At 66.9% G+C, this 25,515-nt stretch carries 24 protein-coding genes and 7 pseudogenes; 18 read left to right on the forward strand and 13 right to left on the reverse strand.

What is annotated here, in order from left to right; all coding sequences use genetic code 11:
* The first annotated feature begins 153 nt into the window (after positions 1–153).
* The 8 genes and pseudogenes from JIW86_RS00940 to JIW86_RS00975 all read left to right on the forward strand — a co-directional run.
* Positions 154–576 (forward strand): transposase family protein, encoded by a 423-nt coding sequence (locus JIW86_RS00940; RefSeq protein WP_257552061.1) that lies wholly within the window; start codon positions 154–156, stop codon positions 574–576.
* 475 nt (positions 577–1,051) lie between these two features.
* The gene (locus JIW86_RS41520) at positions 1,052–1,447 is read left to right on the forward strand and encodes a hypothetical protein (protein WP_416237649.1); all 396 of its coding nucleotides are present in this window, start codon (positions 1,052–1,054) and stop codon (positions 1,445–1,447) included.
* A gap of 188 nt (positions 1,448–1,635) precedes the next feature.
* On the forward strand, positions 1,636–2,151 hold the full coding sequence (locus JIW86_RS00950) for a hypothetical protein (RefSeq protein WP_257552062.1): 516 nt from the start codon (positions 1,636–1,638) through the stop codon (positions 2,149–2,151).
* A 710-nt stretch (positions 2,152–2,861) separates the two neighbouring features.
* Positions 2,862–3,338, forward strand: a complete 477-nt coding sequence (locus JIW86_RS00955; protein ID WP_257552063.1) for a hypothetical protein — start codon at positions 2,862–2,864, stop codon at positions 3,336–3,338.
* A gap of 977 nt (positions 3,339–4,315) precedes the next feature.
* A pseudogene (locus tag JIW86_RS00960) lies at positions 4,316–4,531 on the forward strand (S41 family peptidase); the annotation flags it as partial.
* A gap of 113 nt (positions 4,532–4,644) precedes the next feature.
* Positions 4,645–4,836: pseudogene (locus tag JIW86_RS00965) on the forward strand (S41 family peptidase); the annotation flags it as partial.
* A gap of 204 nt (positions 4,837–5,040) precedes the next feature.
* Positions 5,041–5,352 carry a hypothetical protein gene (locus JIW86_RS00970; protein WP_257559627.1) on the forward strand — a complete coding sequence of 104 codons (312 nt, stop codon included), beginning with the start codon at positions 5,041–5,043 and terminating at the stop codon, positions 5,350–5,352.
* A 307-nt stretch (positions 5,353–5,659) separates the two neighbouring features.
* Positions 5,660–5,847, forward strand: a pseudogene (locus JIW86_RS00975) (transposase); the annotation flags it as partial.
* Between the two features lie 21 nt (positions 5,848–5,868).
* On the opposite strand, the gene JIW86_RS00980 reads toward JIW86_RS00975, so the two are convergent.
* Positions 5,869–6,225, reverse strand: coding sequence for a hypothetical protein (locus JIW86_RS00980; RefSeq protein ID WP_257552064.1), 357 nt, complete (start codon positions 6,223–6,225; stop codon positions 5,869–5,871).
* Between the two features lie 315 nt (positions 6,226–6,540).
* Here JIW86_RS00980 and JIW86_RS00985 point away from each other — a divergent pair, with 315 nt between their 5' ends.
* Positions 6,541–7,410, forward strand: a complete 870-nt coding sequence (locus JIW86_RS00985) for an IS5 family transposase (RefSeq protein WP_257552065.1) — start codon at positions 6,541–6,543, stop codon at positions 7,408–7,410.
* A gap of 90 nt (positions 7,411–7,500) precedes the next feature.
* A pseudogene (locus JIW86_RS00990) lies at positions 7,501–7,649 on the forward strand (transposase); the annotation flags it as partial.
* Between the two features lie 354 nt (positions 7,650–8,003).
* Here the strand turns inward: JIW86_RS00990 and JIW86_RS00995 are convergent.
* Both JIW86_RS00995 and JIW86_RS01000 read right to left on the reverse strand, forming a co-directional pair.
* Entirely contained in the window at positions 8,004–8,771 is a 768-nt protein-coding gene (locus tag JIW86_RS00995) for a hypothetical protein (RefSeq protein WP_257552066.1), read from the reverse strand.
* A 57-nt stretch (positions 8,772–8,828) separates the two neighbouring features.
* Entirely contained in the window at positions 8,829–8,951 is a 123-nt protein-coding gene (locus JIW86_RS01000; protein ID WP_257552067.1) for a hypothetical protein, read from the reverse strand.
* 362 nt (positions 8,952–9,313) lie between these two features.
* Between JIW86_RS01000 and JIW86_RS01005 the strand changes: the two genes are divergently transcribed.
* Together JIW86_RS01005 and JIW86_RS01010 are read left to right on the forward strand one after the other, a co-directional pair.
* Positions 9,314–9,637: a hypothetical protein gene (locus JIW86_RS01005; RefSeq protein ID WP_257552068.1), complete on the forward strand. Its 324-nt coding sequence runs from the start codon at positions 9,314–9,316 to the stop codon at positions 9,635–9,637.
* Between the two features lie 41 nt (positions 9,638–9,678).
* Positions 9,679–10,557 (forward strand): hypothetical protein, encoded by an 879-nt coding sequence (locus tag JIW86_RS01010; protein ID WP_257552069.1) that lies wholly within the window; start codon positions 9,679–9,681, stop codon positions 10,555–10,557.
* A gap of 8 nt (positions 10,558–10,565) precedes the next feature.
* Here JIW86_RS01010 and JIW86_RS01015 read toward each other — a convergent pair.
* Positions 10,566–11,365, reverse strand: a protein-coding gene (locus JIW86_RS01015; protein ID WP_416237650.1) for an IS5 family transposase whose coding sequence is annotated in 2 segments (ribosomal slippage) — positions 10,566–11,027 and positions 11,030–11,365 — 798 coding nt in all. Because the reading frame shifts where the segments join, the coding sequence is not laid out codon by codon here.
* A gap of 90 nt (positions 11,366–11,455) precedes the next feature.
* Here JIW86_RS01015 and JIW86_RS01020 point away from each other — a divergent pair.
* Positions 11,456–11,803 (forward strand): annotated as a pseudogene (locus tag JIW86_RS01020) (transposase); the annotation flags it as partial.
* A 17-nt stretch (positions 11,804–11,820) separates the two neighbouring features.
* Here JIW86_RS01020 and JIW86_RS01025 read toward each other — a convergent pair.
* Positions 11,821–13,023 carry an IS110 family transposase gene (locus JIW86_RS01025; RefSeq protein WP_257552070.1) on the reverse strand — a complete coding sequence of 401 codons (1,203 nt, stop codon included), beginning with the start codon at positions 13,021–13,023 and terminating at the stop codon, positions 11,821–11,823.
* 512 nt (positions 13,024–13,535) lie between these two features.
* On the opposite strand from JIW86_RS01025, the gene JIW86_RS01030 reads away from it, so the two are divergent.
* The gene (locus JIW86_RS01030; protein WP_257559180.1) at positions 13,536–14,615 is read left to right on the forward strand and encodes an IS110 family transposase; all 1,080 of its coding nucleotides are present in this window, start codon (positions 13,536–13,538) and stop codon (positions 14,613–14,615) included.
* Between the two features lie 17 nt (positions 14,616–14,632).
* Positions 14,633–15,100 (forward strand): annotated as a pseudogene (locus tag JIW86_RS01035) (IS5 family transposase); the annotation flags it as partial.
* 18 nt (positions 15,101–15,118) lie between these two features.
* Here JIW86_RS01035 and JIW86_RS01040 read toward each other — a convergent pair.
* A protein-coding gene (locus JIW86_RS01040) for an IS5 family transposase (protein ID WP_416237504.1) occupies positions 15,119–15,954 on the reverse strand; the annotation gives its coding sequence in 2 pieces (ribosomal slippage) (positions 15,119–15,573 and positions 15,573–15,954; 837 coding nt in all).
* Positions 15,955–16,067: 113 nt separating this feature from the next.
* Between JIW86_RS01040 and JIW86_RS01045 the strand changes: the two genes are divergently transcribed.
* Positions 16,068–16,887 (forward strand): IS5 family transposase gene (locus JIW86_RS01045; RefSeq protein WP_257552148.1). Its coding sequence is split into 2 segments (ribosomal slippage): positions 16,068–16,417 and positions 16,416–16,887, totalling 822 coding nucleotides; the frame shifts between segments, so codons are not numbered across the junction.
* Here JIW86_RS01045 and JIW86_RS01050 read toward each other — a convergent pair.
* From JIW86_RS01050 to JIW86_RS01065, 4 genes are all read right to left on the reverse strand, one after another.
* Positions 16,884–17,219 carry a hypothetical protein gene (locus tag JIW86_RS01050; protein ID WP_257552073.1) on the reverse strand — a complete coding sequence of 112 codons (336 nt, stop codon included), beginning with the start codon at positions 17,217–17,219 and terminating at the stop codon, positions 16,884–16,886. The two genes, JIW86_RS01045 and JIW86_RS01050, sit on opposite strands and share 4 nt — an antisense overlap.
* A gap of 952 nt (positions 17,220–18,171) precedes the next feature.
* A complete protein-coding gene (locus JIW86_RS01055; RefSeq protein ID WP_257552074.1) occupies positions 18,172–18,546 on the reverse strand; it encodes a hypothetical protein in 375 nt (124 codons plus the stop codon).
* A 133-nt stretch (positions 18,547–18,679) separates the two neighbouring features.
* Positions 18,680–20,785, reverse strand: coding sequence for an NACHT domain-containing protein (locus JIW86_RS01060; RefSeq protein ID WP_257552075.1), 2,106 nt, complete (start codon positions 20,783–20,785; stop codon positions 18,680–18,682).
* A gap of 124 nt (positions 20,786–20,909) precedes the next feature.
* A complete protein-coding gene (locus tag JIW86_RS01065) occupies positions 20,910–21,320 on the reverse strand; it encodes a hypothetical protein (protein WP_257552076.1) in 411 nt (136 codons plus the stop codon).
* Between the two features lie 56 nt (positions 21,321–21,376).
* On the opposite strand from JIW86_RS01065, the pseudogene JIW86_RS01070 reads away from it, so the two are divergent.
* A pseudogene (locus tag JIW86_RS01070) lies at positions 21,377–22,537 on the forward strand (IS3 family transposase).
* Between the two features lie 523 nt (positions 22,538–23,060).
* On the opposite strand, the gene JIW86_RS01075 reads toward JIW86_RS01070, so the two are convergent.
* Positions 23,061–23,462, reverse strand: a complete 402-nt coding sequence (locus JIW86_RS01075) for a hypothetical protein (protein ID WP_257552077.1) — start codon at positions 23,460–23,462, stop codon at positions 23,061–23,063.
* Positions 23,463–23,610: 148 nt separating this feature from the next.
* On the opposite strand from JIW86_RS01075, the gene JIW86_RS01080 reads away from it, so the two are divergent.
* Positions 23,611–24,428, forward strand: a protein-coding gene (locus tag JIW86_RS01080; protein ID WP_416237505.1) for an IS5 family transposase whose coding sequence is annotated in 2 segments (ribosomal slippage) — positions 23,611–23,940 and positions 23,943–24,428 — 816 coding nt in all. Because the reading frame shifts where the segments join, the coding sequence is not laid out codon by codon here.
* A 151-nt stretch (positions 24,429–24,579) separates the two neighbouring features.
* Here the strand turns inward: JIW86_RS01080 and JIW86_RS01085 are convergent.
* The gene (locus JIW86_RS01085) at positions 24,580–24,858 is read right to left on the reverse strand and encodes an ArsR/SmtB family transcription factor (RefSeq protein ID WP_257552078.1); all 279 of its coding nucleotides are present in this window, start codon (positions 24,856–24,858) and stop codon (positions 24,580–24,582) included.
* Between the two features lie 83 nt (positions 24,859–24,941).
* Positions 24,942–25,508 carry a hypothetical protein gene (locus tag JIW86_RS01090; protein ID WP_257552079.1) on the reverse strand — a complete coding sequence of 189 codons (567 nt, stop codon included), beginning with the start codon at positions 25,506–25,508 and terminating at the stop codon, positions 24,942–24,944.
* Between the last annotated feature and the right edge of the window lie 7 nt (positions 25,509–25,515).

Below are 25,515 nucleotides of genomic sequence, written 5' to 3' on the forward strand. Positions count from 1 at the left end.
AGTTGCAGCGGAGCGTCACCTCGATGTTCGATTGTGAGGGACAGGCTCGGGTGAGCCGGCGTACGCCTTGTCGCTGCACAGCGGAAATTGACGCTCCCTCAGGTGCTTGTCGGTCGATGCCGTGGTCGGCGGTGGACGGTGATCGTGCTGGTCATGCAGACCAATGCACCGTTTTGGGACTCGCTGGTGTCCGACAGGATCGACGAAATGGATATCGAGGCGGTTACAGCCGCTTTCGGCACGGTCGAGGTGGCGGCGAGAGGCCGCGCGACCGGTGCGGAACGTCCGGACTGTGGCCGCTTTTCGGACCGAGTCCACGACCGATACCAGCGCAGGCTGAAGGACCTTCCACTCGCTGAGCAGGTCCTCGTGATCAGGCTGACGGTCCGGCGCTTCATCTGCGGGTCGGCGCACTGCCCGCGCCGGACGTTCGCCGAGCCGTTCTCCCGGCTGGCCGCCCCGCACGCACGGTTCACCACGCGGCTCAACCACGCCCTGGAGCGAGTAGGGCTCGCGCTGGCCGGCAAGCAGGCGCCCGGCTGGCCGCCCAGCTGGGCTTCGGTGCGGGACGGATGACCTTGTTACGCAGGGTCATGGCATTGCCCGATCCGCGGTTCAGCACGCCGCGTCTGCTGGGTGTGGACGACTTCGCGATCCGCCGAGGCCAGACCTACTCCACCGTGCTGACCAGCGTCGAAGACCACCGGGTGGTCGATGTGCTCCCGACGCGTGAAGCCGGGCCGCTGGCCGCCTGGCTAGACCGCCATCCTGGCGTGGAGAATCTGCCGGGACCGGGCGGGCGCCTACGCCGAGGGGGCCCGCCGCGATGCTCCGGAAGCTCTGCAGGTCGCCGACCGGTTCCATCTGTGGCAGGGCCTCGGCCGAGCCGTGGAGACCTGCGTCGCCGCCCACCGCATTGCCTGCGCAATCCTTCGCCCGCCAGCATGCTGCCGGAGGCCCCGGAGGGACTTCCGGTCGGCCGCAGGACGACTCGGAGCCCGTCGGCCGGCGGGCCGAGCGGAAGAAGGCAGCACACGCCTTGGTCCACGAGATGCTTGCCCAAGGCCATTCGCGCCGGGCGATCGCCCGGCACCTGGGCTGGGGCCTCAACACCGTGCTCCGGTACGCGAACGCCGCACGCCGGCAGGACACCATCCGCGGCAACCGGCCCAGACCCTACAAGCCCTACCTGGAACGACGATTCGCCGAGGGATGCACCAGCGTCACCCGACTGCACAGCGAGCTGGTCGTCGAGCAAGCTCCGCGGCTTCGGCGAGTTCCTCAGCGGCCGCCTCGGCTCCACACTTCCCACCTGGATCGACGCTGTCGATGCCAGCCAGTTACCCGGCCTCACCGGCTTCGCACTCCACCTGCTCCGAGATCTCGACGCCGTGACAGCTGGGCTCACTCTGGACGGGAGCTCCGGCAGCATCGAGGGGCGCCGTGAACCGCATCAAGAAGATCAAGCGGCAGCTCTACGGTCGGGCCGGATTCGAACTACTCCGCAAGATGATCCTGCTCCAGTGACCCGCTCAGTCCAGGGCCCCCTGCTGCGGGGGCAGCAGTCCGTCGGTACCCACGACGAGCGAGATGGGTGCCTGCCGGGCAGCGAGTCGGTTCTGGCAGGCTGACCAAGTGAGCGGCAATGTAGAGGCGTCCGGCGACCGGTTTCGAGATCGACGCGAACGCAAGTACGGATATGACTTCCTCGATGAGGTTCTGGTGCACTGTCCTCGGTGTGATGGGTGCGCCACTGTCACGCCCCACCCCGAGATCCCGGCAGATCAGAAGGCTGCCGGCTACGGGAGCCTGGATCTCCATCGGCGGCTGCGGTGCACGGGGTGCGGCTTCTTCAAGGATCGGAAGGTCGACTCTGCTGTTGTGGGCAGCCCTGTCGATCCTTACTTCCAGCGACCGGTGTGGTTGCAGACGAGCTGCTGTGGACACGTCCTGTGGGCCTATAACGTGCGTCATCTCGATCTGCTGGAGGCCTACGTGGGGGCCAAGCTTCGTGAGCGCGGAGAGCTTGTGCCTTGGGCCCCGATGAGTGTGGTTGAGCGGCTTCCCACCTGGTTGAAAGTCGCGAAGAACCGGACCGAGGTTTTGCGGACGATCAGGCGCTTGCGTTCCGCACTGCCTGCTGGTGGGTGATCGGACGCGCGGTGGTCACAGCTCAGGCACGGCCGACGGGCGTCCATCCGGTCAGTATGCAGGGGCCAGTCTCACCCGTTCGATGACGAGTCAGCGCACGTGAAGCGGTCTGGACACCCTCCGTGACCGCTCCCCAAGATCTGTGCCAGAACCCAACGAACACCTACGAAGCCACCCGGCCCAGCGCAAGGCCCGCCTCGAGTACGAGAACCGCGTCAACGCACTCCCGGCTGCCAGGCCTGCGTTGACGATGTTCCTCGCCCCCCGAGTGCCCGGTTCGTGCACCGTGACCTCGTAATCGCTCGCCTCCAGGTGGCGCAGGGCGTCGGTCCGGATGAGCGCGGAGCGCACGACATGGTCGTCGGCTGCGGGGATGCGCCGGAGCACCCAGACGTCGGCCATGGTTCCCTCCGAGGGATCGATGTCTGAGCTGTCCACGGTCACAGACCGATGCATTCGGTGGCGGCGTCTTCCCACTTCTCGCCGTCGTCGACGCAGCCCCAGAACACCACGCTCGGCGTTCCGGTGAAAGCAGGTCGGCAGGGGTGTCGATCAACGCCCTGCTGCCTGGAGCACAGAGAATCGAGGTGATCAGAGGCCGGCGAGCCACCGGGTCGCCCCTCGATAAGCCAACCAGTCAGCGCTCATCGAATCCATCGCTGATCAGCTTGGCAGCCGTCAAACGGCCAGAGATGCGCTGGAGGCCCGTCGTGGAGGAACGGCAGGAAGATCTGTGTAGATACGAACTGGCCTACGCCGCTGCCATCGCCAGGCTGGCGCAGCAGGACGGAACCCTTGGAAACCTGAGAAACCGTGCGACTGGTCTCCTTACCGTGGCCGCACTCGTTGCTTCGTTCTCATCCGCCATCGGCCTCGTCAGTGAGAAGAAGCCCATTCATGAAGGTTTCGGGTGGGAATTGATGCTGGCCCTTGTTGCAATCGGCGTGTGTGCCATGGCCGTCCTCTGGCCCTGCAGCAAGTGGAAGTTCGGCCCTAGCCCGGGCGGGATCCTCAAGCAAGATGGCGATGAGAAGAAGATTCGCGAGGCTGTGACGAACAGCCTTGTGCGGGCCATCGGCTCGAACGAGAGCCAAATCACGCGGCGCGCGTTGTGGTACCGCTGGGGAGCTGCGCTCCTCCTTCTTGAAGCAATTCTCGTGGTTGCGGCCACTCTCGTTGAAAAGTGACACAGACCGAGGAGACCGGCGCAATGGGAAATGGCGACGACGACCTGGTGAGCACGGGGACTAACCTTCAGCCGACGGACAGAGCACCGGCAGCCACCATCCCCCCATTCATCAAGGAATCGGCCGAACGGGTCCGCGAGCACCTGGCCACCGCCTTGACGATCCCGACCTTGCTGCAGGGGGTGGGCACCCTGACCCTGGACGAACGCCGGCTCCTCGTCGACCAGGCACTCGTCCTGTTCGAGCAGAACTACGTCCACCTGCCCCTGAAAACCGCGATGTATACAGTGAACCCGGTGCAGAGCCTGCGCGTGCTGCGCAGACGACTGGAACGGCAGACCCCGCAGACCATGCCCCAGGAGTGGATCTTCCACGCCGAGCTGTCCGAGATCTTCCACTCCGTCCGGGACCTGCACACCAACTACCTGCTCCCCTATCCATTCACAGGCAAGATCGCCTTCCTCCCGTTCCAGATCGAGGAGTGCACCGGTGGGCGGGGCTCCCAGTACCTGGTGACCCACGTCATCCCCGGCTTCTCCGCACCAGGCTTCGAGCCCGGCGTGGTGGTCACCCACTGGAACGGCATCCCCATCGCCACCGCCGTCGACCTCAACGCCGCCCTCTACGCCGCCAGCAACACTGCCGCCCGGCACAGCCGCGGCGTGCAGTCGCTCACCGTGCGCCCACTCAAGATCCACCTGCCTCCGTTCGAGGAGTGGGTGACCGTCAGCTATATCGATGCCGACGGCAGTTGGCGGGAATTGCGCGAGAGCTGGCAGATCGTAGACAACCTGCCAGCCTCTGTCGACGCGGACGCGGTCAGCACCACCGCACTGTGCCAGGGCATCGACCTCGAGGCGGACGAGACCAGCCGGGCTAAGGTGCTGTTGTTCGCGCCGAGGGTGGTCGCCCAGGAACAGGCCGTCCAGGCCGACGAGCCCGCCCCCTGGCTGCGTGAGGGCGAGGTCGCCACCACGATGCCCAAGGTGTTCAAGGCTCAAGGAGTGGCGACCCCCTCGGGTACCTTCGGCCACGTCCGGATCTTCACCTTCGACGTCAATGACCCGGCGGCGTTCGTCCAGGAATTCGTGCGGCTCATCGGCCAGCTCCCGGAGAACGGGCTCATCGTGGACGTCCGCGACAACGGCGGCGGCCACATCCACGCCGCCGAGTTCGCCCTACAGGTCCTGACCCCCGCCGGATCGTCCCCGAGCCGACGCAGTTCCTCAACACCCCGCTCAACCTGCGCATCTGCCGCCAACACCAGGGAAACAACTTCATCGACCTCGGAGCCTGGGTTCCGTCAATGGAACAGGTCGCCGAGATTGGCGCGACCTTCTCCAACGCCTTCCCCCTCACCCCCGAGGACGGCGCCAACGCCGTCGGGCAGCAGTACTTCGGACCCGTCGTCCTCATCACCAACGCGCGCTGCTACTCCGCGACCGAAATCTTCGCCGCGGGATTCCAGGACCATCAGATCGGCCCAGTGCTCGGGACCGACGACAACACCGGCGCCGGCGGCGCCAACGTCTGGACCCACGAACTGCTCAGCGCGCTGGCACAAGGAACACCAGGGTCGCCGTACGCGACACTGCCCAATGGGGCGGGCATGCGCGTATCGATCCGCCGGACGCTGCGCGTCGGCGCGCTGTCGGGCACTCTGGTGGAGGACCTGGGCGTCATCCCCGACGAACGCCACCGCATGACCCGCAGGGACCTGCTGGAGGACAACGCCGACCTGCTGGCCCGGGCCGGTGAGCTCCTCAGGACCCGAACCGTGCACATCGTCACCATCACGGACGCCTCCCACCGGGACGATGCTCTGCAGCTCAAGCTGAAGGCGACCAACGTGGACCGGGTGGACATCTACGTCGACCAGCGGCCGCGCACCACGGTGGACCTTGCCAACGGCCAGGTCGACGTCACAGTGCCAGGCACAGCATCCGCGCAGTCGGTACGGGTGGACGGATTCTTCGAAAGGAAGCTCGTCGCGAGCCGAACAGCACAGCTCTGATGACGCTTCTTGAAACTCTTTTCCACCCCCTGCTCAGGGGGTGGAAAGACCTGCTCATGCTGATTCCCTAGCCGCACCAGGCCGAGTCGAGGCGGAACCACGCAGCTCTGACGTCCCCTGACAACGAGCTGCACCTTCGGGAACCCAATGCCCCCATGCCCCCCTCGCAGATCTCCCGGAAGATCAGAACTGCACCGAGGGCCGCTTCGGCCGGAACGAAGAGCTCCCTCGGGCCGTCTCGCGTACGGGCAGTCCGGACTCTGCAAGCAGCGCACGCACCCGAGCGATGTCAGGGACGGCAACTGTGCAGGTCCCCCGCAAGGGCATCGAGTCCTCACAACGGCTCGGCCGTCACCGTTGGGTGGTTGAGAAGACCGTGTCCTGGCTCGCCGGTTGCCGACGTCTGCACCGCCGCTACGACGCAAGGCCGATCACTTCCTTGCCTTCGTCGGCATAGCCGCAACACTCATCTGCCACCGCCGCCTCAGCAAGTAGAACGAGATCCCGCCAGGATGGTCAGAGCCTGAGTCGGTTCTGCTGAGGATCGAAGCAGACCAGCCCCATCGAGGCCGCAAGGGCTGCGGCGTAGGACGATGCCTCCTCGGCCATGTCCCAACGCATCGCGAAGTAGATGAGCGGCCCGCGGCCCTCGCCGATCAGCGGGCAGGCCGCCCAGGGCGAGGATTCCTCGACGTCCTCGGTGATGTCACACCACCGCTCAAGGAGCGCGGCGACGTAGGCCGCGATGCGCTCGGTCGGAGCGTGTTCCATCTCCGTGTCGAGGTATCGGTCGTAGAGGTTCGTAAGGACGCGGCCGGCGGACCTGTCATCCGTCGGCTGCTCGCCTTCCCAGACAGCCAGGTCATAACTCATGCGGGGAGGCTCTCACGCCCCACTGACAGTCATCTGAGCTGGTCGACAGCACTCGACAATACCAAAATAAACGACGCCTAAGAGGTCGTTTTCGTCTGTACTGCCCATATACGAGCTGATTCTCGGGGCGTGCGATGGCGGTGCGGAAGAGGTGGCAGGTGTGGCTTGGGCCTGTGGGTCGGGTGGGGTGACGGGTGGGGCGGGATGTGGCTTGCGCCTGTCTCATCCCAGGATGCCTGGCCTTCAAGGCTGTGTGCTTCCGCCGTCATTGCCATACGCCTGGGCGCACTCGGTCCGCGGCGATACGCCAGAAGCATGTCGACGCGACGTCCATATCCGAGTGATCTGTCCGATGCCCGCTGGGAGTTGATCGAGCCGGTGCTCTCGGCCTGGCGTCTCGAGCGCCGCGGCAGGGCCCTGGATATCGGTCGGCCGCCTGAGCACGACCTGCGCGACATTATGGACGCGATCTTGTACGTGGACCGGACCGGAGTTCAGTGGCGCTACCTGCCGCATGACTTCCCGCACTGGAACACGGTCTACGGGTACTTCGCCAAATGGGCCGACGAGGGCGTGTTCGCCCAGCTCAACGGCCTGCTCAGGCAGCTCCTGCGGGAGAAGGAGGGACGCGATGCCGAGCCGTCGGCCTGCGTGATCGACGCCCAGAGTGTCAAGACCTCCACCAGCGTTCATGCCTCCGGCCAGGGCATCGACGCCGGCAAGAAGATCGTCGGCCGCAAGCGGAGTATCGTCACCGACACACTCGGCCTTCTCCTCGCGGTGCTGGTCACCGCGGCGAGCGTGCAGGACTCGGTCGCCGGCACCCGGCTCCTGGACCAGGTCGCCGCCGAACATCCCCGCGTCCGCAAGGTCTGGGTCGACGGCGGCTATCGCCAGCACCTCGTCGAGCACGCAGCCGCCCTCGGTATCGACATGGAAATCACCGCCCGCAAGCCTGGGACCAGGGGCTTCACCCCGATCCCGAAACGGTGGGCGGTCGAGCGGACCTACGGCTGGCTCATGCTCCACCGCCGCCTGGCCCGCGACTACGAGACCCTGCCCGCCCGCTCCGAAGCCGTGATCCACGTTGCTATGGCCGACCTCATGGCCCGCCGTATCACCAGCGAGAACACCATCTCCTGGCGCGACCCGAAGAAGCCCACCAAACAGACCATCCCGGGATGAAACATCGGACGAAAACGACCTCTGAATCCTGTCAGCACGTGGCAGGCAACGCCTTCGCTGGTGTAGCCGTGGTTCGCCACCGCTTGGTCCCGGTGGGTGATCGAGCGGACCGTGTCCTGGCTGACCGGATACCGCCGGCTCAACACCGCTACGAACGCCATCCCCGCAACTGCCTGGCCTTCCTCGGCCTCGCCGCAGCCCTCTGCTGCTACAAACGACTCATCCGCCTCACCGCATAGGACACGGTCTGGGCCGCCGGGGACCAGCACGCTGGCAATCGGCGCCGGCCAAACTGCGGGCGGCGATCCGGCCGAAACCGTTCACCGACGACCCACGTCAGGGGCTCGACGCGGCGATCCGTCCGCACGCGGTGCCGCGTCGCACGCTTCTCACCCGATTGCGGGGACCGGCTGGCCCAACGGGCCGAGTCACGGAGCGGCATGCTCCCGGCGCCTGGATTGTGTGCAAAGGTGCGATTGCGATCCATATTCCGAAGGGAGATCATGCTGGACGGCCCTGAGCCGGACGCCCCGGACGAAGCCCCTGCCGCCGAGCCACCGGAAGCCCCCGAGGAGCCGCACAACGGTTCTGGTTCACTGCCGTGGGGGTTGGGTCTGCTGGCAATGGCAGCCACGTTGCTCTCGGCGAGCCTCGGTCCGCTGCTGCAACTGTTCGGCATCAAGTCTGGCCCTGTTGCCGCGGCTCTCCTGCTCTCGGCGGTCCTCATCGGCGGGATCGTCGCCGTCCGGAAGGCATTTGCGGACCGGCCCAAGATGTCCCGCCGCGCGCGCTGGTTGTCGGTCGCTGGCCTGGGAGGCTTCCTCCTCGCCTGCACCACTCTGGTGATCGTCTTCCAGCCGCATCCGCCACCGCCGGAGCTGCTCCGCTTGCCCGGGGGCCAGGACGTGGCCATGGTCGGTTTCGAGGGCGTTGGCGCCGGCCAGGACCAACGGGTGCTCGACGATGTGTCTGAGGTCTTCACGACGGACCTGATGAAAGATCAGCTGCCCGAGGGAAGCAAGGCATACGACTACGCCAGGGTGACCTCGCCTCCCCTGGAGGTGCTCGGGAAGGCGGGGCAGGACCACCAGGAGCTGGACGACTGGACGGACGGCTTCGTCGAACGGACGAATGCCGGGATCGTCATCGGCGGCCTCGTGACCACCGACTCTGCCGGACAGACCGGACTTCGGCCGGCTGTCTACGTGCGGGCGGCACAGGTGGACGATGCACCCGAACTCGCCGGGTGGTACCTCAGCGGCCAGATCCGACTCGATCAGGACTGGAGCTCCGACACAGGCCGGAGACACGTGATCACCGAGTTGGTGCGCCGGACGCGCGGACTGGCCGATTTCACCCACGCTCTCGATCTCTGGCGGAACGGCAAGGTCAACGACGCGAAGCAGGTGCTGGACCAGCTACTGCCATCGGGCGCGGTCGCCGTTCGGCAGGACGGCGCCGAGTTCGTCACGCCTGATCTGGTCCGGCTCTTTCACGGGCACGCCCTCGAGCAGGTTGCCATCGGCCTCCCCGCGACTCAACGGAAGCCGTACCTCGAGGCGGCTCGCGCCGATTACCAGGCCATCGACCCGAACGGCCGGATCGGGCGGCGCGCACGCCTCAGCTTGGCCGGCGCGCAGTACCAGCTGGCGCTGGGCCCGTCACCAAGCTGCCGCCCGGGGACTGTGGATACCAAGGCACTGAGTGCCTCGTCGGCCGAGCTACGGAGGCTCTCGGTCGAAGGGCTCTTCTCCGAAGTCGGTCGGCTGCGGGCGTCCGTGAACCTGGCCCAGGTGGAGCAGTGCAGGGTGACGGCGCAGATCGTTCCCGATGACGGGATCATCGACCAGGCCCTGCGACGGGTCCGCTCCGCCAAGGGGGCCGCGCAGTCAAGGACCTTCAGGTGCTGGCCGCCTCCGTCGCAGCGGTGCATGCCTTCGAGCGCGGAGATTCGGTCGCTGCCATCTCCTACATCAAGGAAGCGATCAGAGGGGAACGCGGGTTCGCCCGGCGAGGGCTCTGGCAGGCGCTCGCAGCCTCCTGGGAGTTTCAGCGCGGCGACACAACCTCAGGCTGCCGCGACATGCAGGACTCGCTCGACCAGCTCGGCAACGCCCAGGGCAAGGGCGCGATCACGTCGCAGCGGTATGAGGAGATCGAGAACTCCGTCCAGCAAGAGGCCAAGACCGCAGGGGCCCGGTGCCCCCAGGTTTCGCCGGGCGGCTGACCCCCGAAAGGACCGTGCGAGTGACACCAAGAGTACTGATCTTGAGCATCGTCATGCTGGGCTGTGCCGTCGCAGGGTGCAGCAGCCCTGCGTCGGAGTCCGGCTCCCCGAGCCGTACCACGCAGACGGCAACCCCCAGCACGACTACCGACTCTGCCACGGACGTCCTCCTGGCCCAGCAAATTACCCTCCTCGCGGCCGGCGACGGGGCCGCCCCGGACTGCACCGCGGACCTGGGCAGGATCCCCGGCCTCAGCGGCTCGCCCGCGGTCTGGGTCGGGAACATCCGCGGACTAGACCGGGTCACCACCCCCGACGAGGTGGCCCTGTGTCTGAGCGGCTTCTCACCTGACGAACCGGTCAAGGTGATCGTTACCGCCGGCGGCCGGCAGTACGCCAGCACGGCCCAGCCCACCGCCTCCGAGCTCACGTATGCGCACTTCGAGCCGTCAGAGTCGCTCTTCACCGGGCAGGTACTTGCCGTGCACCCCAAAGGCGATGGAGTGCTGCAGAGCGAGAAGTGGTGGTTCGTGCCGCCCGGCGCGGCCCGCGAGGATCTCGCGGCTGCCGGGACGCTCACGATCCAGGCGACCCAGGGCTCGCTGACGGCCCAGCACAGTCACTCGGTCGAGCTCCCAGGCAAGCCCGACCGCTTGGTCGTGGACAACGGCAGTCACCGGATCCTCATCTACGGGTTCGCGCCCGGAGCGCGGATCCCGGTCGGGCTCTACAAGACCGACTCCACAACCCAATCCGAAAGCCGTGCCTCACTTGTCCAGCAGATTGGCACGGTCGTGATGCCTCGCTCGAGAACCGTCGTCTTCACCGTTCCCGACGCCGTCGTCAAAGAGACCGGTAACCAGGGCTCGTACTGCGTCACCGTACCGATGCCGGAGCAGTACAACTGCCCTCAGCCTTAGAGATCATCTCATTTGGAGAGTCTGCGGTAGCAGATGAGGGTGCAGGCGATGCTGGTGAACGCGAGGAAGTGTTCGGCTTTGCGTTCGTAGCGGCGGTGGAGGCGGCGGCAGCCGGCGAGCCAGGCCATGGTGCGTTCGATGGTCCAGCGGTGGCGGCCCAGGCGCTGCGAGGACTCGATGCCACGGCGGGCTATGCGGTGCTTGATGCCTCGCTGGCGTAACCATTTCCGCAAGTGGGCGTAGTCGTAGCCTTTGTCGGCGTGGAGCTTTCCGGGCTTGCGCCGTCGGCGTCCGCGGCGTGAGCGGATGGGCGGTATGCCGCGGACGAGGGGCTCGAGGGCCTGGCTGTCATGCAGGTTCGCTCCCGAGATTCCGACGGACAGGGGCAGACCGGTCCGCTCGGTGATCAAGTGGATCTTCGACCCGAACTTGCCCCTGTCGACAGGATTCGGACCCGTCAGGTCCCCCTTTTCAAGGCCCGCATGTTCACCGAGTCGATCGCACAGCGCGACCAGTCCAGCTCGCCGCGAGCGCCGAGTTCATCGAGGACCAGACGGTGAAGCTTGGCCCACACACGGGCCTTGCTCCACTCGGAGAAGCGCCGGTGGGCTGTCGCCCCGGACGGCCCGAATGACGCGGTCGGCAACTGCTGCCACGTGCAGCCCGACGTGGCCACGAACACGATCGCGGCGAGCACTTCGCGGTCACCATGCCGCCGCCGACCACCGCCCTGCGGCCGCGACGGCGCTTCCGGAACCACCCGCTGGAACAACACCCACAACTCATCCGGCACCAGCCGCTCAACAATCCCCGCCACGACCGACAGCCTACCCAATCCACCAAATGAGATGACCTCTAAGACCGTGTCCTACATGGCTCGTTGACCGTTGTGGTGGGCATGGGGAGTGGACGGTGGGGATGGATCGTTCCGGATGGACTGTGGGAGATAGTGCGGCCGTTGTTGCCGCCGGCACGGGTCCGGCCGCAAGGTGGCGGGATCGCGAACATCGATGATGAGGCGGTCTTCGCCGCCATCATCTACGTGCTGGTCAGCGGGTGCGCCTGGCGGGCCCTGCCTCCGTGCTTCGGGGCGTCGAAGTCGACTGTGCACCGCCGGTTTGTCATCTGGTCGCGGGCCGGGGTCTGGGGCCGGCTTCACCAGAAGGTCCTCCAGCTCCTGGACGAACAGGGCCTGGTCGACCTCTCCCGTTCGGTACTCGACTCCGCACACGTCCGCGCTAAAAAGTGCCCCTATGGTTTTCGTCAAGCCGTGACTGTGGTGGGTGGCTGGTAGAAGGTGCCGTCACGGAGCATGGCGAAGAGGACGTCGATGCGGCGGCGGGCGAGGCAGACGAGGGCTGCGACGTGGTGTTTTCCCTCTCGTCGTTTCCTGTCGTAGTAGGCGCGTGAGTCCGGCTGTGAGAGGGAGGCGAATGCGGCGAGGTAGAAGGCGCGCTTGAGCTGCCGGTTGCCTCGCCTGGACGGGTGTTCACTGCGGATGGACGAGCCGGATCTGCGGGTGGCGGGCGCGAGGCCTGCGTAGGCGGCCAGGTGCCCGGCGGTGGAGAAGCCGCTGCCGTCACCGACGTCGACGAGGATGCGGGCCGCGGTCCTGACCCCGATGCCGGGCATCGAGATCAGGACCTGGGAAAGAGGGTGGGCCTCCAGCAGTTCCTCGATCCTGCTGGCCAGGAGCTTGCGCTGGTCGAGTACTGCGGCCAGCGAGCCGGCGAGGCTGGGAATGATCAAGGATGCGGCCTCGGTGCCGGGAACGATGACGGTCTGCTCGTCCAGTGCGGTGAAGATGTCCTCAACGAGACGTTCGGCCATGCGCGGTGCTTTGGGCCGCAGCATCGTTGTCAGGCGCCGCCTGCCGGCCTTCCTCAACTGAGAGGGCGATCCGTAACGTTCCAGCAGGATCAGGACCGCCGGATGATCCAGACGAGGGCCCAGGACCCGCTCGAGCGAGGGATGGATCTGGGTGAGGAGGCCGCGCATGCGGTTCTTGACCCGGGTCACCTCGCCGGCGAGGTCGTCGTCGAAACCAATGATCATGTTCAGCTCGGCGACCGTTTCGTCATCCGGAGCCAGGTCGCGCAGGGTGTGCGGCATCGTCCGGGCGGCATCCGCGATGATCGCCGCGTCACGAGCGTCGGTCTTCGACTCACCTGGATACAGATCGGCGATCCGCCGCATCGTCAGCCCTGGAAGGTAGGCCACGCGGCAGCCCGCGTCGCGGGCAACGGCCAGCGGCAGAGCCCCGATCGAGGCCGGCTGGTCCACTACGACCAGCACGGTTCCGTGCCTGGCCTGCAGTTTCGTAAACAGCTCCCGCAACCGCGGTTCACTGTTCGGCAGCGGTTTGTCGAACACTCTCTTGCCCGCCGGGGTGATGGCCGTGCCGTGATGCTCACCCTTGCCGACGTCCAGGCCGAGGTAGACATCGATCTCGCCCTCGTGGTGCATAACCCCTCCCCAGCAGACCCTTCCCAGCCTCCGCTGCGGCATCAGCGTGCCGGCATCCACGTTACGAAGGCCTGCTTCACCTCGACGAGCAAGGTGAGCGGTCATGCCCCTGATCAGCGGTCTGCCAATGCCTCCCGGCCCGGTGACACCACTTTTTCGACCATGATCGACAAGGGGCTCAAGTCATACCGGACCCGGAGACCGGGAACCCCATTGCGGGGCCACGAAGAAGGTAACTGTGATAGTCGACCTGCGGCCCGGGTTGGGTTGCTGCCAGGCTGGCGTTGGCGTTCCGGCATGACCCAGAACGGTAACTGGCGGCTCGTCAGAGCTTGCCGTGCCCCCGAGATGTCTGCCGGACGTCGACGTCGGCCTGGCCCACCCCGTTGGCCTGATCAGCAGCTTGTCCGCCATCTCGACGTGACTCATCACAGTTCTGCCACGCGGTGACTCCACCCAGGCCGGCGTCGACCACGGTCGTCCAGCCCTCGAAGGAGAACAACCGCGTGACCATGCTCGCAGAACACGTCGACGGCGTCATCGGCGTCGATACTCACCGAGACACTCTTGCCGCCGCGGCCGTCAGCCCCATCGGCGCCGTCCTGGCCAGCACCGATTCGCCGGCCAACGCCCGGGGTTACCAGCTGCTGCTGGACTTCGCCCACCAGCACGTTCCCGGCCGCCGCTGCTGGGCTCTGGAAGGGACAGGCTCATACGGCGCCGGACTTGCCGCCTTCCTGGACGCGGCTGGCGAAAGCGTCGTCGAGGTGTGCCGGCCCAAGCGTCCAGTCATCCGGGGCGGACGCAAGACCGACATGCTTGACGCCGTCCGCGCAGCCAGGGAGGCTCTGGCCACCGAACACCTCATCCACCCACGACGCCGCGGTGAACGCGAGGCGCTTCGCGTCCTTCTCACCACCCGCCAGAGCGCCGTCCTCGCCAGCACGGCTGCGATCAACCTGCTCAAGGCTCTGATCATCTCGGCGCCCGACGAGCTCCGCGTCGAACTCCGAGGCTTGAAAAGCAAGGACCAGGTAGCTCACTGCGCGAAGCTCCGGGACCGGCCGACCCAGAGCATCGAACACCGTATGACCGTTCGTGCACTGCGAAGTGCCGGTCAGCGGATCGAAGCCCTGCGTTCTGAAGCGAAGGAACTCGAGCTGGAACTCCTCGCGCTCGTTCGCACCGTCGCTCCCGAACTGCTCGCGCTGCAGGGCATCGGGCCCATCAGTGCCGCTCAGATCTTGATCAGCTGGTCGCACGCCGGGCGCTTCCGGTCAGAGGCAGCGTTCGCGGCCTTCGCAGGCGTCGCTCCAATCCCCGCTTCGTCAGGCCTGACCAACCGGCACAGGATCAACCGCAGCGGAGACCGACAGCTCAACCGGGCCCTCCATACGATCACCTTGATCCGCATCCGTCTCGATCCGATCACCCGTGCCTACGTTGCCCGCCGAATCAGCGAGGGGAAGACCGCGAGGGACGCCCAACGCTGCCTCAAGCGCGCCATCTGCCGACAGCTCTTCAAGCTCCTCGAACGCGGAGACCAGCGCACACGGCGAATCACCGCTGATGATCTCCCTCAAGCAGCTTGACTTGATATAGCAGCCTCGGGGGCGAACTCACAGGTCCGAGTCCCGTGGACCGGGGCAAGTCAGGTTCCAAGATGCACGTCCTGTCGGACGCGGATGGACTGCCCCTACGCGTCGGACTCTCCGCGGCGAACACCCACGACAGCCTCGGGCTGAAGCCGATGCTGTCTCATTTCCACATGGGACACGAATCCCACGCAGCCGATTCCAAGCCGACACGACTCCACGCGGACAAGGCCTACGACATCCCCCACCTGCGGCGATGGCTCTGGGGCAAGCGGATCGGGGTCCGCATCGCCCGCAAGGGCATCGAGTCCAGCGAACGATTGGGTCGCCGCCGGTGGGTGATCGAGCGGACGATGTCCTGGCTTACCGGCTACCGCCGGCTCAACCACCGCTATGAGCGGAACCCCGGCAACTACCTGGCCTTTCTCGGCCTGGCCGCAGCCATCTGCTGCTACAAACGCTTCCTCAACCTCACCATGTAGGACACGGTCTTAGAGGTCCTAACAAAGGCGTTGGACGTGGCGGTGGGTGATGAGGCAGGTGGCGAGGCCGAGGAAGGCCTCGTGGATGTCGTCGCGTCGTTCCCACCGGATTCGTAGCCGGCGGAAGCCGTGGAGCCAAGCGATGGTCCGTTCCACGACCCACCGGTAGACGCCGAGGCCGGAGCCGTGCGGGACACCTCGGCGGGCGATCACCGGTTTGACGCCCAGCGCCCAGACGAGACGGCGGTATTTGTCGTGGTCGTAGCCGCGGTCACCGAGCAGGGTGTCGGGTCGGTTGCGTGGCCGTCCGACCAGGCCGGCGACCGATGGGATCTTCTTCAGCAGGGGTATCAGCTGGGTGACGTCGTTGCGGTTCCCGCCGGTCAGCGAGACGGCGAGCGGGATGCCCTGGCCGTCGACGATGAGGTGGTGCTTGCTGCCCGGACGTGCGCGGTCGACCGGGCTGGGCCCGCTTTTGGGCCCCGTCGAGCGGCCCGGACGTGGGAGGAGTCGATCACCGCCCTCGACCAGTCCAGCTTCTTCGCGATCCGCAGCTTCTTCAGCAGCACCAGGTGCAGTTGGTCCCAGACGCCGGCGTCGTTCCATGCGGCCAGGCGCCGCCAGCAGGTCATGCCTGATCCGAAGCCCAGCTCCTGCGGCAGGTACTCCCACTGGATCCCGGTATGCAGTACGAACAGGATCCCGCAGAGGGCCTGCCGGTCCGGCACCCGAGGGCGTCCCTCCACCTGTTTCGGCGCCGGCGCAGGCAGCAACGGCTCGATGAGCGACCACAGTTCATCCGACACGATCCATGGCCGCGACTGACGTTTCCCCACGGCCAGACCAACGACCATCCGAACCGAAAGTCACATGATCAACAGCTTCTGTTAGGGCCTCTTAGAACTCCTAACGAAATGATCTTCGAGGTGGTTGGATCACTCCAGGAGCGCTGATCCGGGGGTGTGGGGTGGCTCGGCCGAAACCGTGGGAAGTCGATGACGAGTTCTGGGCGGTGATCGAGCCGCTGCTGCCCAAGGTGGAGCGTCGGCCTCGGCATCCGGGTCGCAAGCGGCATCCGGACCGGCTGGTGTTCCAAGGCATCCTGCTCGTGCTGCACACGGGGATCGCCTGGGAACACCTGCCGCAGGAACTCGGCTTCGGCTCGGGCATGACGTGCTGGCGCCGCCTGGCCGAGTGGACCGAGGCCGGCGTGTGGCCCCGGCTCCACGAGGAACTCTTGGCCAAGCTGCGCGGGGCGAACGCCCTGGACTTCTCCCTGGCTGCGGTCGACGGCTCCCACATCCGAGCGTTAAAGGGGGTCCAAGACCGGACGAAGCCCAGTTGACCGGGGCAGAACGGGTAGCAAGCACCACCTGATCACCGATGCCACCGGCATCCCGCTTGCCGTCACCCTGACCGGCGGCAACCGCAACGACGTCACCCAGCTGATCCCACTCCTCCAGGCCGTGCCACCCGTGCGGGGCAAGCGCGGCAGGCCCCGGCGCCGCCCCGACGTCGTGCTCGGCGATCGTGGCTACGACCACGACAAGTACCGCCGCCTGGTCTGGGGCCTCGGAGTAAAACCACGGATCGCCCGCCGCGGCACCGAACACGGCTCCGGACTCGGCACCCAACGCTGGGTTGTTGAACGTGCCTTCGCCCACCTGCACTGGTTCCGCCGCCTGCGGATCCGCTGGGAGATCCGGGACGACATCCACGAAGCCTTCCTCAGCCTCGCCTGCAGTCTCATCTGCTGGCGCAGGTTGAAGGCACTGCTGCTGTCCTAGCTCTCGGTGTCCGGGGCACCCCGAAAACCACGGTCCTCGATGACTGCGAAGGCTTGCTCAGCGCTGGCAGTCCACACATCGATCCGAGCATGGGACGACCTGATGGCGTTGATCAGCTCCTCCACCACGTCAAACTTCCGCTGGTGGACGTTCAGCCTTAGATCCTGCATCGACACCTCGCTGTACGGCATGCTCAGTTGCCACCAGAACCGCATGAGGTAACGACACTCCTGTGGATCACGGTCATCTGCCAGGCGATCATGAATGACCGCCCGGACTCGCCGTCTCTGTTCGTCGTCACGAAAGCCGTTGCTGAGGTCAGTCAGGGTCACGCCCGGACACTAGCAACCACGTGCACCACCCATCACAGGGGCCGTGAAGACGCCGAGCGAGTCATTCTGTTAGGACCTCTTAGACCTTTGAGGTTTGATCGGTCTCGTTCGATGAGGCCAGTTCTGCAGATGACCCCGTGCGCCGACGGGCGTTCCTGGACCTGGATCCCGTCGACGACGATGCCCTCGGCCTCAGGCCACACCAGATCCCACAACCCGCGCTGTGACCCAGAGCCCCGTACGTGCACGACACCCGTCGCCACAGCCCACTGAGCGCCGCAGCGATCTGACCAGGCCGACTTCGAGCGCAGCGTATTTCTACGGATCAGTAGCCCTACAGAAGGGTGTCCACGCGAGCGGTCCGGTGAGGTCGACGTCCGACTCGTACTGGGCCGGTCGCCGATCGTGTCCCAGTCCAGGCGGGTACCGAGCCGGGCTGCGCCATCCGCACGCGCACACCGCCCGGACGTCCTCGGCGCGAGGGCGGCCGCGCTGGCCGTGGTAGACCGACCAGTGCGTGGTCGACGGGCTGCCGACGGGCGGTCCGGCATCGGCAGCCAGCGGCGCCGAGCAGTTCCAGGCCCGCACGTTCATGCTCGCCCCTTCCGCCGCGGTCCCGTCTCTCGAGGAGCTCAGGGCTGGCAGCGGGGCTCAGCTGCTATACGGTGCCGATTCCCAGGGCCAGGCGCCTACGACACCGCGGAAGGTGGTCGGCCCGGCGGCCTCGTACGGCCTCAAGGCGACGACCCCGGCCGCCGTTGCCTCCGGGCGGCAGGCCGTGGCGGCATCTGCATCGTCACCCTGAAGCTTCAGTTCTCGTGAACACTGCGACGCACTCCCTGGCCGAGTGCGCCTCCCCAACCGACGTCGAATTGCTGCTCCTTCTCGTGGACAGAGCCAGCCTGAGCTAGAGCGACTCCGAGGTGCCAGCCGGGATGGGATGGGTGGGAGGTCAGGGCTGGAGGTAGCTGCTGACGTAGCTGCGGGCCGCGGCCTCGCTTGTGCCAAGCGCGGCCGCCACCTGCTCGATCGGTACATCCCCGGCGACGACCTCGCCTGCCGCGTCCTGGCCGACCTGGGCGATGACGTAGCGCAGGTCGGCCAAAGCCTTCAACGCGACCAGCGGCTCCTCGGCGGCCAGGCCGTCAAGCCGGCGGACGAGTTCGGTCAGGAGCTCCGTGAGCTCCGCAGGGAGTTGGACGGCCGCGTCCCGGATCACCGACAGATGCGCGCCGTAGTCCGCGACCGGCCCGGACACGTCGACGTCCGCCTCGTATAGCGGCTTGTCCCTCGCGAGCATGGCCCAGTCGAGCGGGTACTCGGCCATCCCCCGCCAGCCACACGAGCAACTCCCCCGCAAGACTGCGGCCCGGGGCCGGCCGAGGCCTGGCTCCGTCCAGAGCCGTAAAGCCGACCAGCCTTTGCTGTTCTCCCCACCCGAACCGAACCGATCTTCCGGACTACGTGCGTTGAGCTACCCATCGCTGGAACTCACGGTGCCGGAACTGGTAGGCGCCACCAGAGGTACGCAGCAAACCGCCCTCGTGCGACCACCGCAAGAACCGCCCAAGCCGATATGGGAGCCGACCGCGCAGGCACAGGAGGAACACCAGGTACCTCCGACCGCCGCCGAAGTCCACCACCCAGCGCAGGGCCGCCGCCATCAGGCCAAACGTCAGCGCGTCGAAGGCCGGCGCAGAGGAGAGCACCAGCACGTCTGAGAAGGACAGTACCCACCGGGCCACCGCCATAGAGAGCCCAGCGACGACGAACACGAGGCACCCGTATAGAAGATCGCCCCTCAGCACGTGGCGCCACCTCACGGCCGCGTTGACATCAGGCGGATACGTGCCGGTGAAGGTATGAGTGACGCCCGATCCGCGCACGATCTTCAAGCCTAGGAGGACCGACCAGAACATGGCGAGAGCGGGCAGAAACGAGACAAGCGAACCAAGGCCCAGTCCGTCGGCGAGCCACGCGACGGGAAGGGCGGCCAGCCCGCCCAGCCCGCCGAGTACGAGCCCCACTGGCACGGTGTCGACGACCAGGTGCAGCGTCGTCCCCGAGAACACCCGCCCCCAGGGCGCGCACATCGGGAAGTCGCCCCCCTGCCGCGAGACGTCCCACGCCACCAGCACGGCACCGAGCCCGGCAGCGGCGAACAGCCAGGGCTCCGGTCTCTCTCTGACGAGCATCAAAGGCAGCACGAGCCCAAGGAAGACGAGGGCAGCCGCCACAGCGTCGGTGTAGCGCACGCGGTCGACGCCCGCGATTGGCCAGAGCCGGGGCCGGTGAATGTCGACGCGCTCCCCAGCGGGTGGCCCGTCGCGCAGATGGCAGGCGATCACTGCGAGCCAGCCCCGGACCCGCTCGGCGTGATACCGCGACGGGCGGAGGTCCACAACGGCTGGGATGAACAGGGAGAGCAGGTGGTCCTTGAGGGCTGGCGCCGTGGCGTGGGCGAAGAGTTCCGATGGGTCACCGCGCCGGTGGTAAACGGCCTTGACGAGGAAGAGCCACCACGGCGTCGCTAGGGTCTCGCGAAGCAACTCGGACGCGGGTAGACCGCGGGTAAACCTCTGCCAGCGCTCCTCGTCCTTGAACACCGTGGTCAGATGCGCTGCCACATGCTCGTGGTCCAGAGGGTCGATGTCGACGCCGACCGCGTGCTCCAGACGCTTCAGCCGTGGCAGGGCGTCGTAGTGAGCGGTGCGGCACAGCAGGACCAGTGGAAACTCCGACACCGTGTCCCCGTGGTCGCTGAGCAGGCTCAACGCGGCCAGCGCGCGCGGGGCTTCGGGATCCGGCAGCTGTTGCCCATCCGGCCCGTACAGTGGATTGCCGTCGTTGTCGGTGCGGCCTGGGTCCATCTCGTCCAAGCCATCGAGGACGGGCAGTACGAGCCCGTTACCCACCATCCATTTCGCCCGCTCCTCGGATGTACCGGCCCTGATCACACGCCCGATCAGGAGCTTCTCGAACGGCACCTTCATGTCCCATTCGGCCAGCGGCACCCGTACGGGCACAGGCTCGTCCGGCCCACGCTTGTCGATGAGATCGCGTACCAACTGCACGGACAGCACCGTCTTTCCCGCGCCGGGGGCGCCTGTGACAACGAGGCGAGGCTTCGAGCAGGCCCGGTAGTACGCGGCGATGCCGGGAAGGCCGGCCTCCGCAACAGGGCCGCTTCCCTCGACCTGTCCACGCTCCGGGCCTGTGCCGGGCAGCTCGTCACTAGGGCGCCGGGTGAAGGTGAGAGTGAGTCGCTCCTCGTCCTTACCTACCAGGGCGCGGAACTCTTTCCTTTCGGCGGCCAGGATCCTCTTCGCCAAAGTTTCGGCAGCGCTCTGAGCGAACTTCAGCGAGTCCTCCCGTTGCGGAAGAGCCTTGCGGGCCGCCTCCCAACCGGCCAGCGCGACAGCGAGACCCACAGCCGCGAGCACCATCGACACGATGGAAGACGTGTCGCTCGCGTTCTGTCCGCCCCGCAACAGCTCTATGAGTGCCCAGCCTGCCGCGCACGCGACGACCAGACCGGTTATCAGCCACCTCAATGCCCTCGTCATGTGTATCCCCCTGGCCCCCGCACGAGGATCTCCCGGTATAGCAAGGGTAGTTGACGATCACGCAACCCCGTCGCAGTCCTTCGAAAGAATCTTGGGGCCACCCCTGCGGCACGTCCCGGCCGGTTTACGATTCGTCCGTGCTCATTGCCTCCCGGGCGGCAGCGATCAGCTCCCGCCGCGCATCCCGGTAGGTGTTCCGGCGCTCGGCCCATTCCTGCCGCGCACCGCGCACATTGTCGTGGGGGTTACGCTCGAATTCGTGCGGGACCGCTCCGCTTCCCAGCAGCAACCGCACCTGCGAGCGGTCAAGCCGGGGAACCGCGTACAGCGCCTCGATTACCTCCGCATACTCAGGTGGCGGACTTCCCCGTCGAGGGTTCCAGAGGGGTGCCCCTGCGGCGCGCAGTCGGATGAGGCACTCCTTCGCCCGCACCGCCGCAGGATCACCCTCTTGAGTCAGTTCCTCCAGCGCGCGAAACGCTCGCTCGGTCGGTGCCCGCATCTTCCCCGCCTGATAGGCCCGGGTCTGCTGCACGATCGGGTGACATCTGAACTGGCTTGCCCTGTGGGGCGGGTGGGAAGGATGTCGCTGTGCCCAAGCCTTATCCGGAAGAGTTCCGCGAGGATGTCGTACGGGTCGCGAGGAACCGTGGCCCGGGTGTGACGATCGAGCAGGTGGCTGCCGACTTCGGAGTCCACGCGATGACGCTGTGGAAGTGGATGCGCCGCGCGGACATCGACGAGGGGACACAGCCCGGAACGTCCAGCCAGGAGAGCGCGGAACTTCGGGATGCACGTCGGCGGATCAAGCTGCTGGAGCAGGGGAACGAGGTTCTGCGGCGGCCGCGGCCTACTTGTCGCAGGCACATCTGCCGGGAAAAGGATCTACCCGCTCGTGAAGGAGCTGGCCAGGGACGGGGTGCCCGTCACGGTGACGTGCCGGGTCCTGAAGCTCGCCAGACAGCCCTACTACCGCTGGCTCGACAAGCCGGTGGCCGACGCCGTGCTCGCGGAGGCGTATCGCGCAAACGTGTTGTTCGACGCCCACCGTGACGACCCGGAGTTCGGCTACCGCTTCCTGGTCGACGAAGCGCGCGGCACCGGGGCCGCCATGGCGGACCGGACCGCGTGGCGGATCTGCCGGGACAACCGCTGGTGGAGTGTGTTCGGGAAGAAGCGCGGCCGGACCAAGAAGGCAGGGCCGCCGGTGCACGACGACCTCGTCCGCCGCGATTTCACCGCGGCCGGCCTGAACCGGCTGTGGCTCACCGACATCACCGAACATCCCACAGCGGAGGGGAAGTTGTATCTGTGTGCGATCAAGGACGTCTTCAGCAAGAGAATCGTGGGCTACTCGATCGACGCGCGGATGAAGTCCCGCCTTGCCGTCGCAGCCCTGGACAATGCCGTGGCCCGACGTGACAACGTCGCCGGGTGCATTCTGCACAGCGATCGCGGATCGCAGTTCCGGTCGAGGAAGTTCGTCCGGGCGCTCGACGGCCACCAGATGACCGGTTCGATAGGGATGGTCGGGGCGGCGGGCGACAACGCGGCCATGGAGTCATTCTTCAGCCTGCTGCAGAAGAACGTCCTTGATCGCCGTGCCTGGGCCACCCGTCAGGAACTGCGGATCGCGATCGTCACCTGGATCGAGAAGACCTACCACCGACGCCGCAGACAAACCTCACTCGGCCGGCTGACCCCGTCGAATTCGAAACCGTCATGACCACACCGGCCCTCCAGGCCGCGTGACCCAACCTGTCACCCAAACCTGCAGCAGACCCAATTCCCCCTCGGCCACGGTCAGGAGGTGCTCCATCCGGCCTCCGCACGTTTCGCAGTCCGGCCAGCAGGGCTCCTGGCTCCAGCCTGGGTAGCCACCCAGCTTGATTCCCGGTGCGTCGGCAAGATGCGATGAGTACCGCAGCCCGGTTTCTGCCAGCAGCGCTTCGAAACGGTCCTCGAGTGCGTCGCGGAGATCCCGGGGGCAGTCATTCCTCGGGTACTCGGTCACTTGCTCGGGGTGGACGACGCAGGGTGCCGGGTACCAGCCGTCGGGAACGGCCCGGCTGCTGTGATGCTGAGCCAGGGCGCGCGGCCCACCATGGAGGCTCAGGACGGCGGCATCGTCGTAGCGGTATCAGGCCCTCTGGGGCCTGGCCGTCGATGGCAGGCATCACTGCCTAGCGGGGCGGCGAGATCAGCTCCCGGGGCGTCGCGTGTCGTTCCGCCCCGGGGCTGGTGTGGCGACGTCACTTCCGACCGGTCGAAGGGGTCAGGGCCGGTCGTACCGCACGCACTTGAGCGGGTTCGCGTTCGCATCGTCGATACAGACGATCACATACGCGGCCCCACCGGGCACATCCGCAGGGATTCCGGTACTGACGGGATACGTCACGTCGCACTTGGTACTGGTGCTCCTGGCGCCGAGCTCGTTGCCGGAGGCACCGTACGCGCCGAACCACGCCCTGCGGCAGCCGACGGCCCGGAGCGTTCCCTCGACCCCGACCGACCGGTTGTACCAGGTCAGTGTGCCGCGGACGTAGCTGGCTCCGTACGTAACGTCGACAGCGGTGGTCGGGTATGCGGCGGTCTGCGCTCCGGCGGCGGGAGCGCACAGCAACGTGCCCGCGGTCAGCACGACGGAACCGAGGGCGGCGGCGAGATGAGTCTTCATGCGATCTCCATGGTGGGATGAGCCGGTTGCGGCTTCACATCCTGGGCGGGTCGGTCACCTGCGGCCTACCTCTTAAGTCACGGCTTAGTGGTCCTAACAGAAGCTGTTGATCATGTGACTTTCGGTTCGGGCGGTCGTTGGTCTGGCCGTGGGGAAACGTCAGTCGCGGCCATGGATCGTGTCGGATGAACTGTGGTCGCTCATCGAGCCGTTGCTGCCTGAGCCGGCGCCGAAACAGGTGGAGGGACGCCCTCGGGTGCCGGACCGGCAGGCCCTGTGCGGGATCCTGTTTGTGCTGCATACCGGGATTCAGTGGGAGTATCTGCCGCAGGAGCTGGGCTTCGGTTCCGGGATGACCTGCTGGCGGCGCCTGGCCGCGTGGAACGAGGCCGGAGTGTGGGACCAGCTGCACCTGGTGCTGCTGAAGAAGCTGCGGGTCGCGAAGAAGCTGGACTGGTCCCGGGCGGTGATCGACTCCTCCCATGTCCGGGCCGCTCGACGGGGCCCAAAAGCGGGCCCAGCCCGGTCGACCGCGCACGTCCGGGCAGCAAGCACCACCTCATCGTCGACGGCCAGGGCATCCCGCTCGCCGTCTCGCTGACCGGCGGGAACCGCAACGACGTCACCCAGCTGATGCCGCTGCTGAACAAGATCCCACCGGTCGCCGGCCTCGTCGGCCGGCCCCGCAGACGCCCAGACACACTCCTGGCCGACCGCGGCTACGACCACGACAAGTACCGCCGCCTGGTCTGGGCTACCGGAGTCAAACCCGTGATCGCCCGCCGCGGAGTCCCGCACGGCTCCGGCCTCGGCGTCTACCGGTGGGTCGTGGAACGGACCATCGCTTGGCTCCACGGCTTCCGCCGGCTACGAATCCGGTGGGAACGACGCGACGACATCCACGAGGCCTTCCTCGGCCTCGCCACCTGCCTCATCACCCACCGACACGTCCAACGCCTTTGTTAGGACCTCTTAAAGGGGCAACGGGACAGCAGGCGCGGCGCCTCACGCGCCCTCGGCACGAGGTCCGGTGGCACCTGAGCGGGGCGGCACCGCGCTCACCGGTCTGATGCCGCGGCGCCCTTCGGGCCTCACGGTTGCGTCAGGGCACCGGTCCTCAGCAGGGCCAGCCCGAGGGGGTGATGAGGTGCAGCACGGACCCGCCTCGGCGGGTGGTGGTGATGAGGCCCGTGTTCCGCAGCACGGTCGCGTGCTGACTGGCCGCTGCGGCCGTGACGTTGAGGCGGCGGGCCAGTTCGCTCGTCGTGCACCCTTCTGCTGTCACGTGCAGGGCGGCAGCTCGCGTACGGCCGAGCAGAGACTCCAGGTTCCGCACGGCCGAGCCGTCCGCTTTTTCCGGTCCGGTGCCGGTCAGCGGCCGACGGAGAGCCGGCACGGTCAGTCGGGGTGGCTGGGCGGTATCGAGCGGGTCCCACAGAAAGCTCACCGGGCGCTTCGAGAAGACCGTGGGCGTGATGATCAGTCCCCTTCCCTGGAGACGCACCTCGACTCGGCGCGGGTAGGGAGCTTCGAGCACCGGTGGACGCCAGCGGACCAGTGGCGGGCAGATCGAACGCAGCAGCAGATCGATGCCCCCTCCAACACCAGGTTCGCGCAACGGGTGGACAGCGCGACCAGTTCGGCCCGCCCTCGATGCCAGTAGGGCTCAACGGTCAGCCGATGGCAGGCGCGCACGGCCTCGGCGAGCTCCCGCAGCGCGTCGCGTTCGCCCTCGGACACCCGCCTGGCCCATGGCAGGTGTCCGGGGTGGAAGTCGAGACCCTCGAACTCGCGTCGCAGCCGGGACACCGGGGCGTGCAGCAGGTTGTCCACGGCGTGGTCCAGAGAGGGCACATCGCCCATCAGGGCCAGCAGATCGAGCCCGGGACCGCGCACCGGAACCAGGGAGGTCAGGGGGCGGGTGTCCGCTCCCATCCGGCGCGCGACCGCTGACCGCCACGTGCGGAAGTGAGGAAGTTCCCGGTTGTCTCTCAGCAGCTCCAGGCTGTAGTAGACCTCCGCTGCGACGCCGATCGTTGCGGCCACCCGGGTC

It is taken from the genome of Streptomyces sp. NBC_00162 (assembly GCF_024611995.1).
Lineage (GTDB): Bacteria > Actinomycetota > Actinomycetes > Streptomycetales > Streptomycetaceae > Streptomyces.

Coding starts and splice junctions, on each gene's coding strand:
- JIW86_RS01030 (WP_257559180.1), top strand. CDS start 13,536: ATGCTCGCAGAACACGTCGACGGCGTCATCGGCGTCGATACTCACCGA.
- JIW86_RS01055 (WP_257552074.1), bottom strand. CDS start 18,546: ATGGCCGAGTACCCGCTCGACTGGGCCATGCTCGCGAGGGACAAGCCG.
- JIW86_RS00980 (WP_257552064.1), bottom strand. CDS start 6,225: ATGAGTTATGACCTGGCTGTCTGGGAAGGCGAGCAGCCGACGGATGAC.
- JIW86_RS01060 (WP_257552075.1), bottom strand. CDS start 20,785: ATGACGAGGGCATTGAGGTGGCTGATAACCGGTCTGGTCGTCGCGTGC.
- JIW86_RS41520 (WP_416237649.1), top strand. CDS start 1,052: ATGCTTGCCCAAGGCCATTCGCGCCGGGCGATCGCCCGGCACCTGGGC.
- JIW86_RS00940 (WP_257552061.1), top strand. CDS start 154: ATGCAGACCAATGCACCGTTTTGGGACTCGCTGGTGTCCGACAGGATC.
- JIW86_RS01025 (WP_257552070.1), bottom strand. CDS start 13,023: ATGCACCACGAGGGCGAGATCGATGTCTACCTCGGCCTGGACGTCGGC.
- JIW86_RS01075 (WP_257552077.1), bottom strand. CDS start 23,462: ATGAAGACTCATCTCGCCGCCGCCCTCGGTTCCGTCGTGCTGACCGCG.
- JIW86_RS00970 (WP_257559627.1), top strand. CDS start 5,041: ATGACCCGCAGGGACCTGCTGGAGGACAACGCCGACCTGCTGGCCCGG.
- JIW86_RS00985 (WP_257552065.1), top strand. CDS start 6,541: ATGTCGACGCGACGTCCATATCCGAGTGATCTGTCCGATGCCCGCTGG.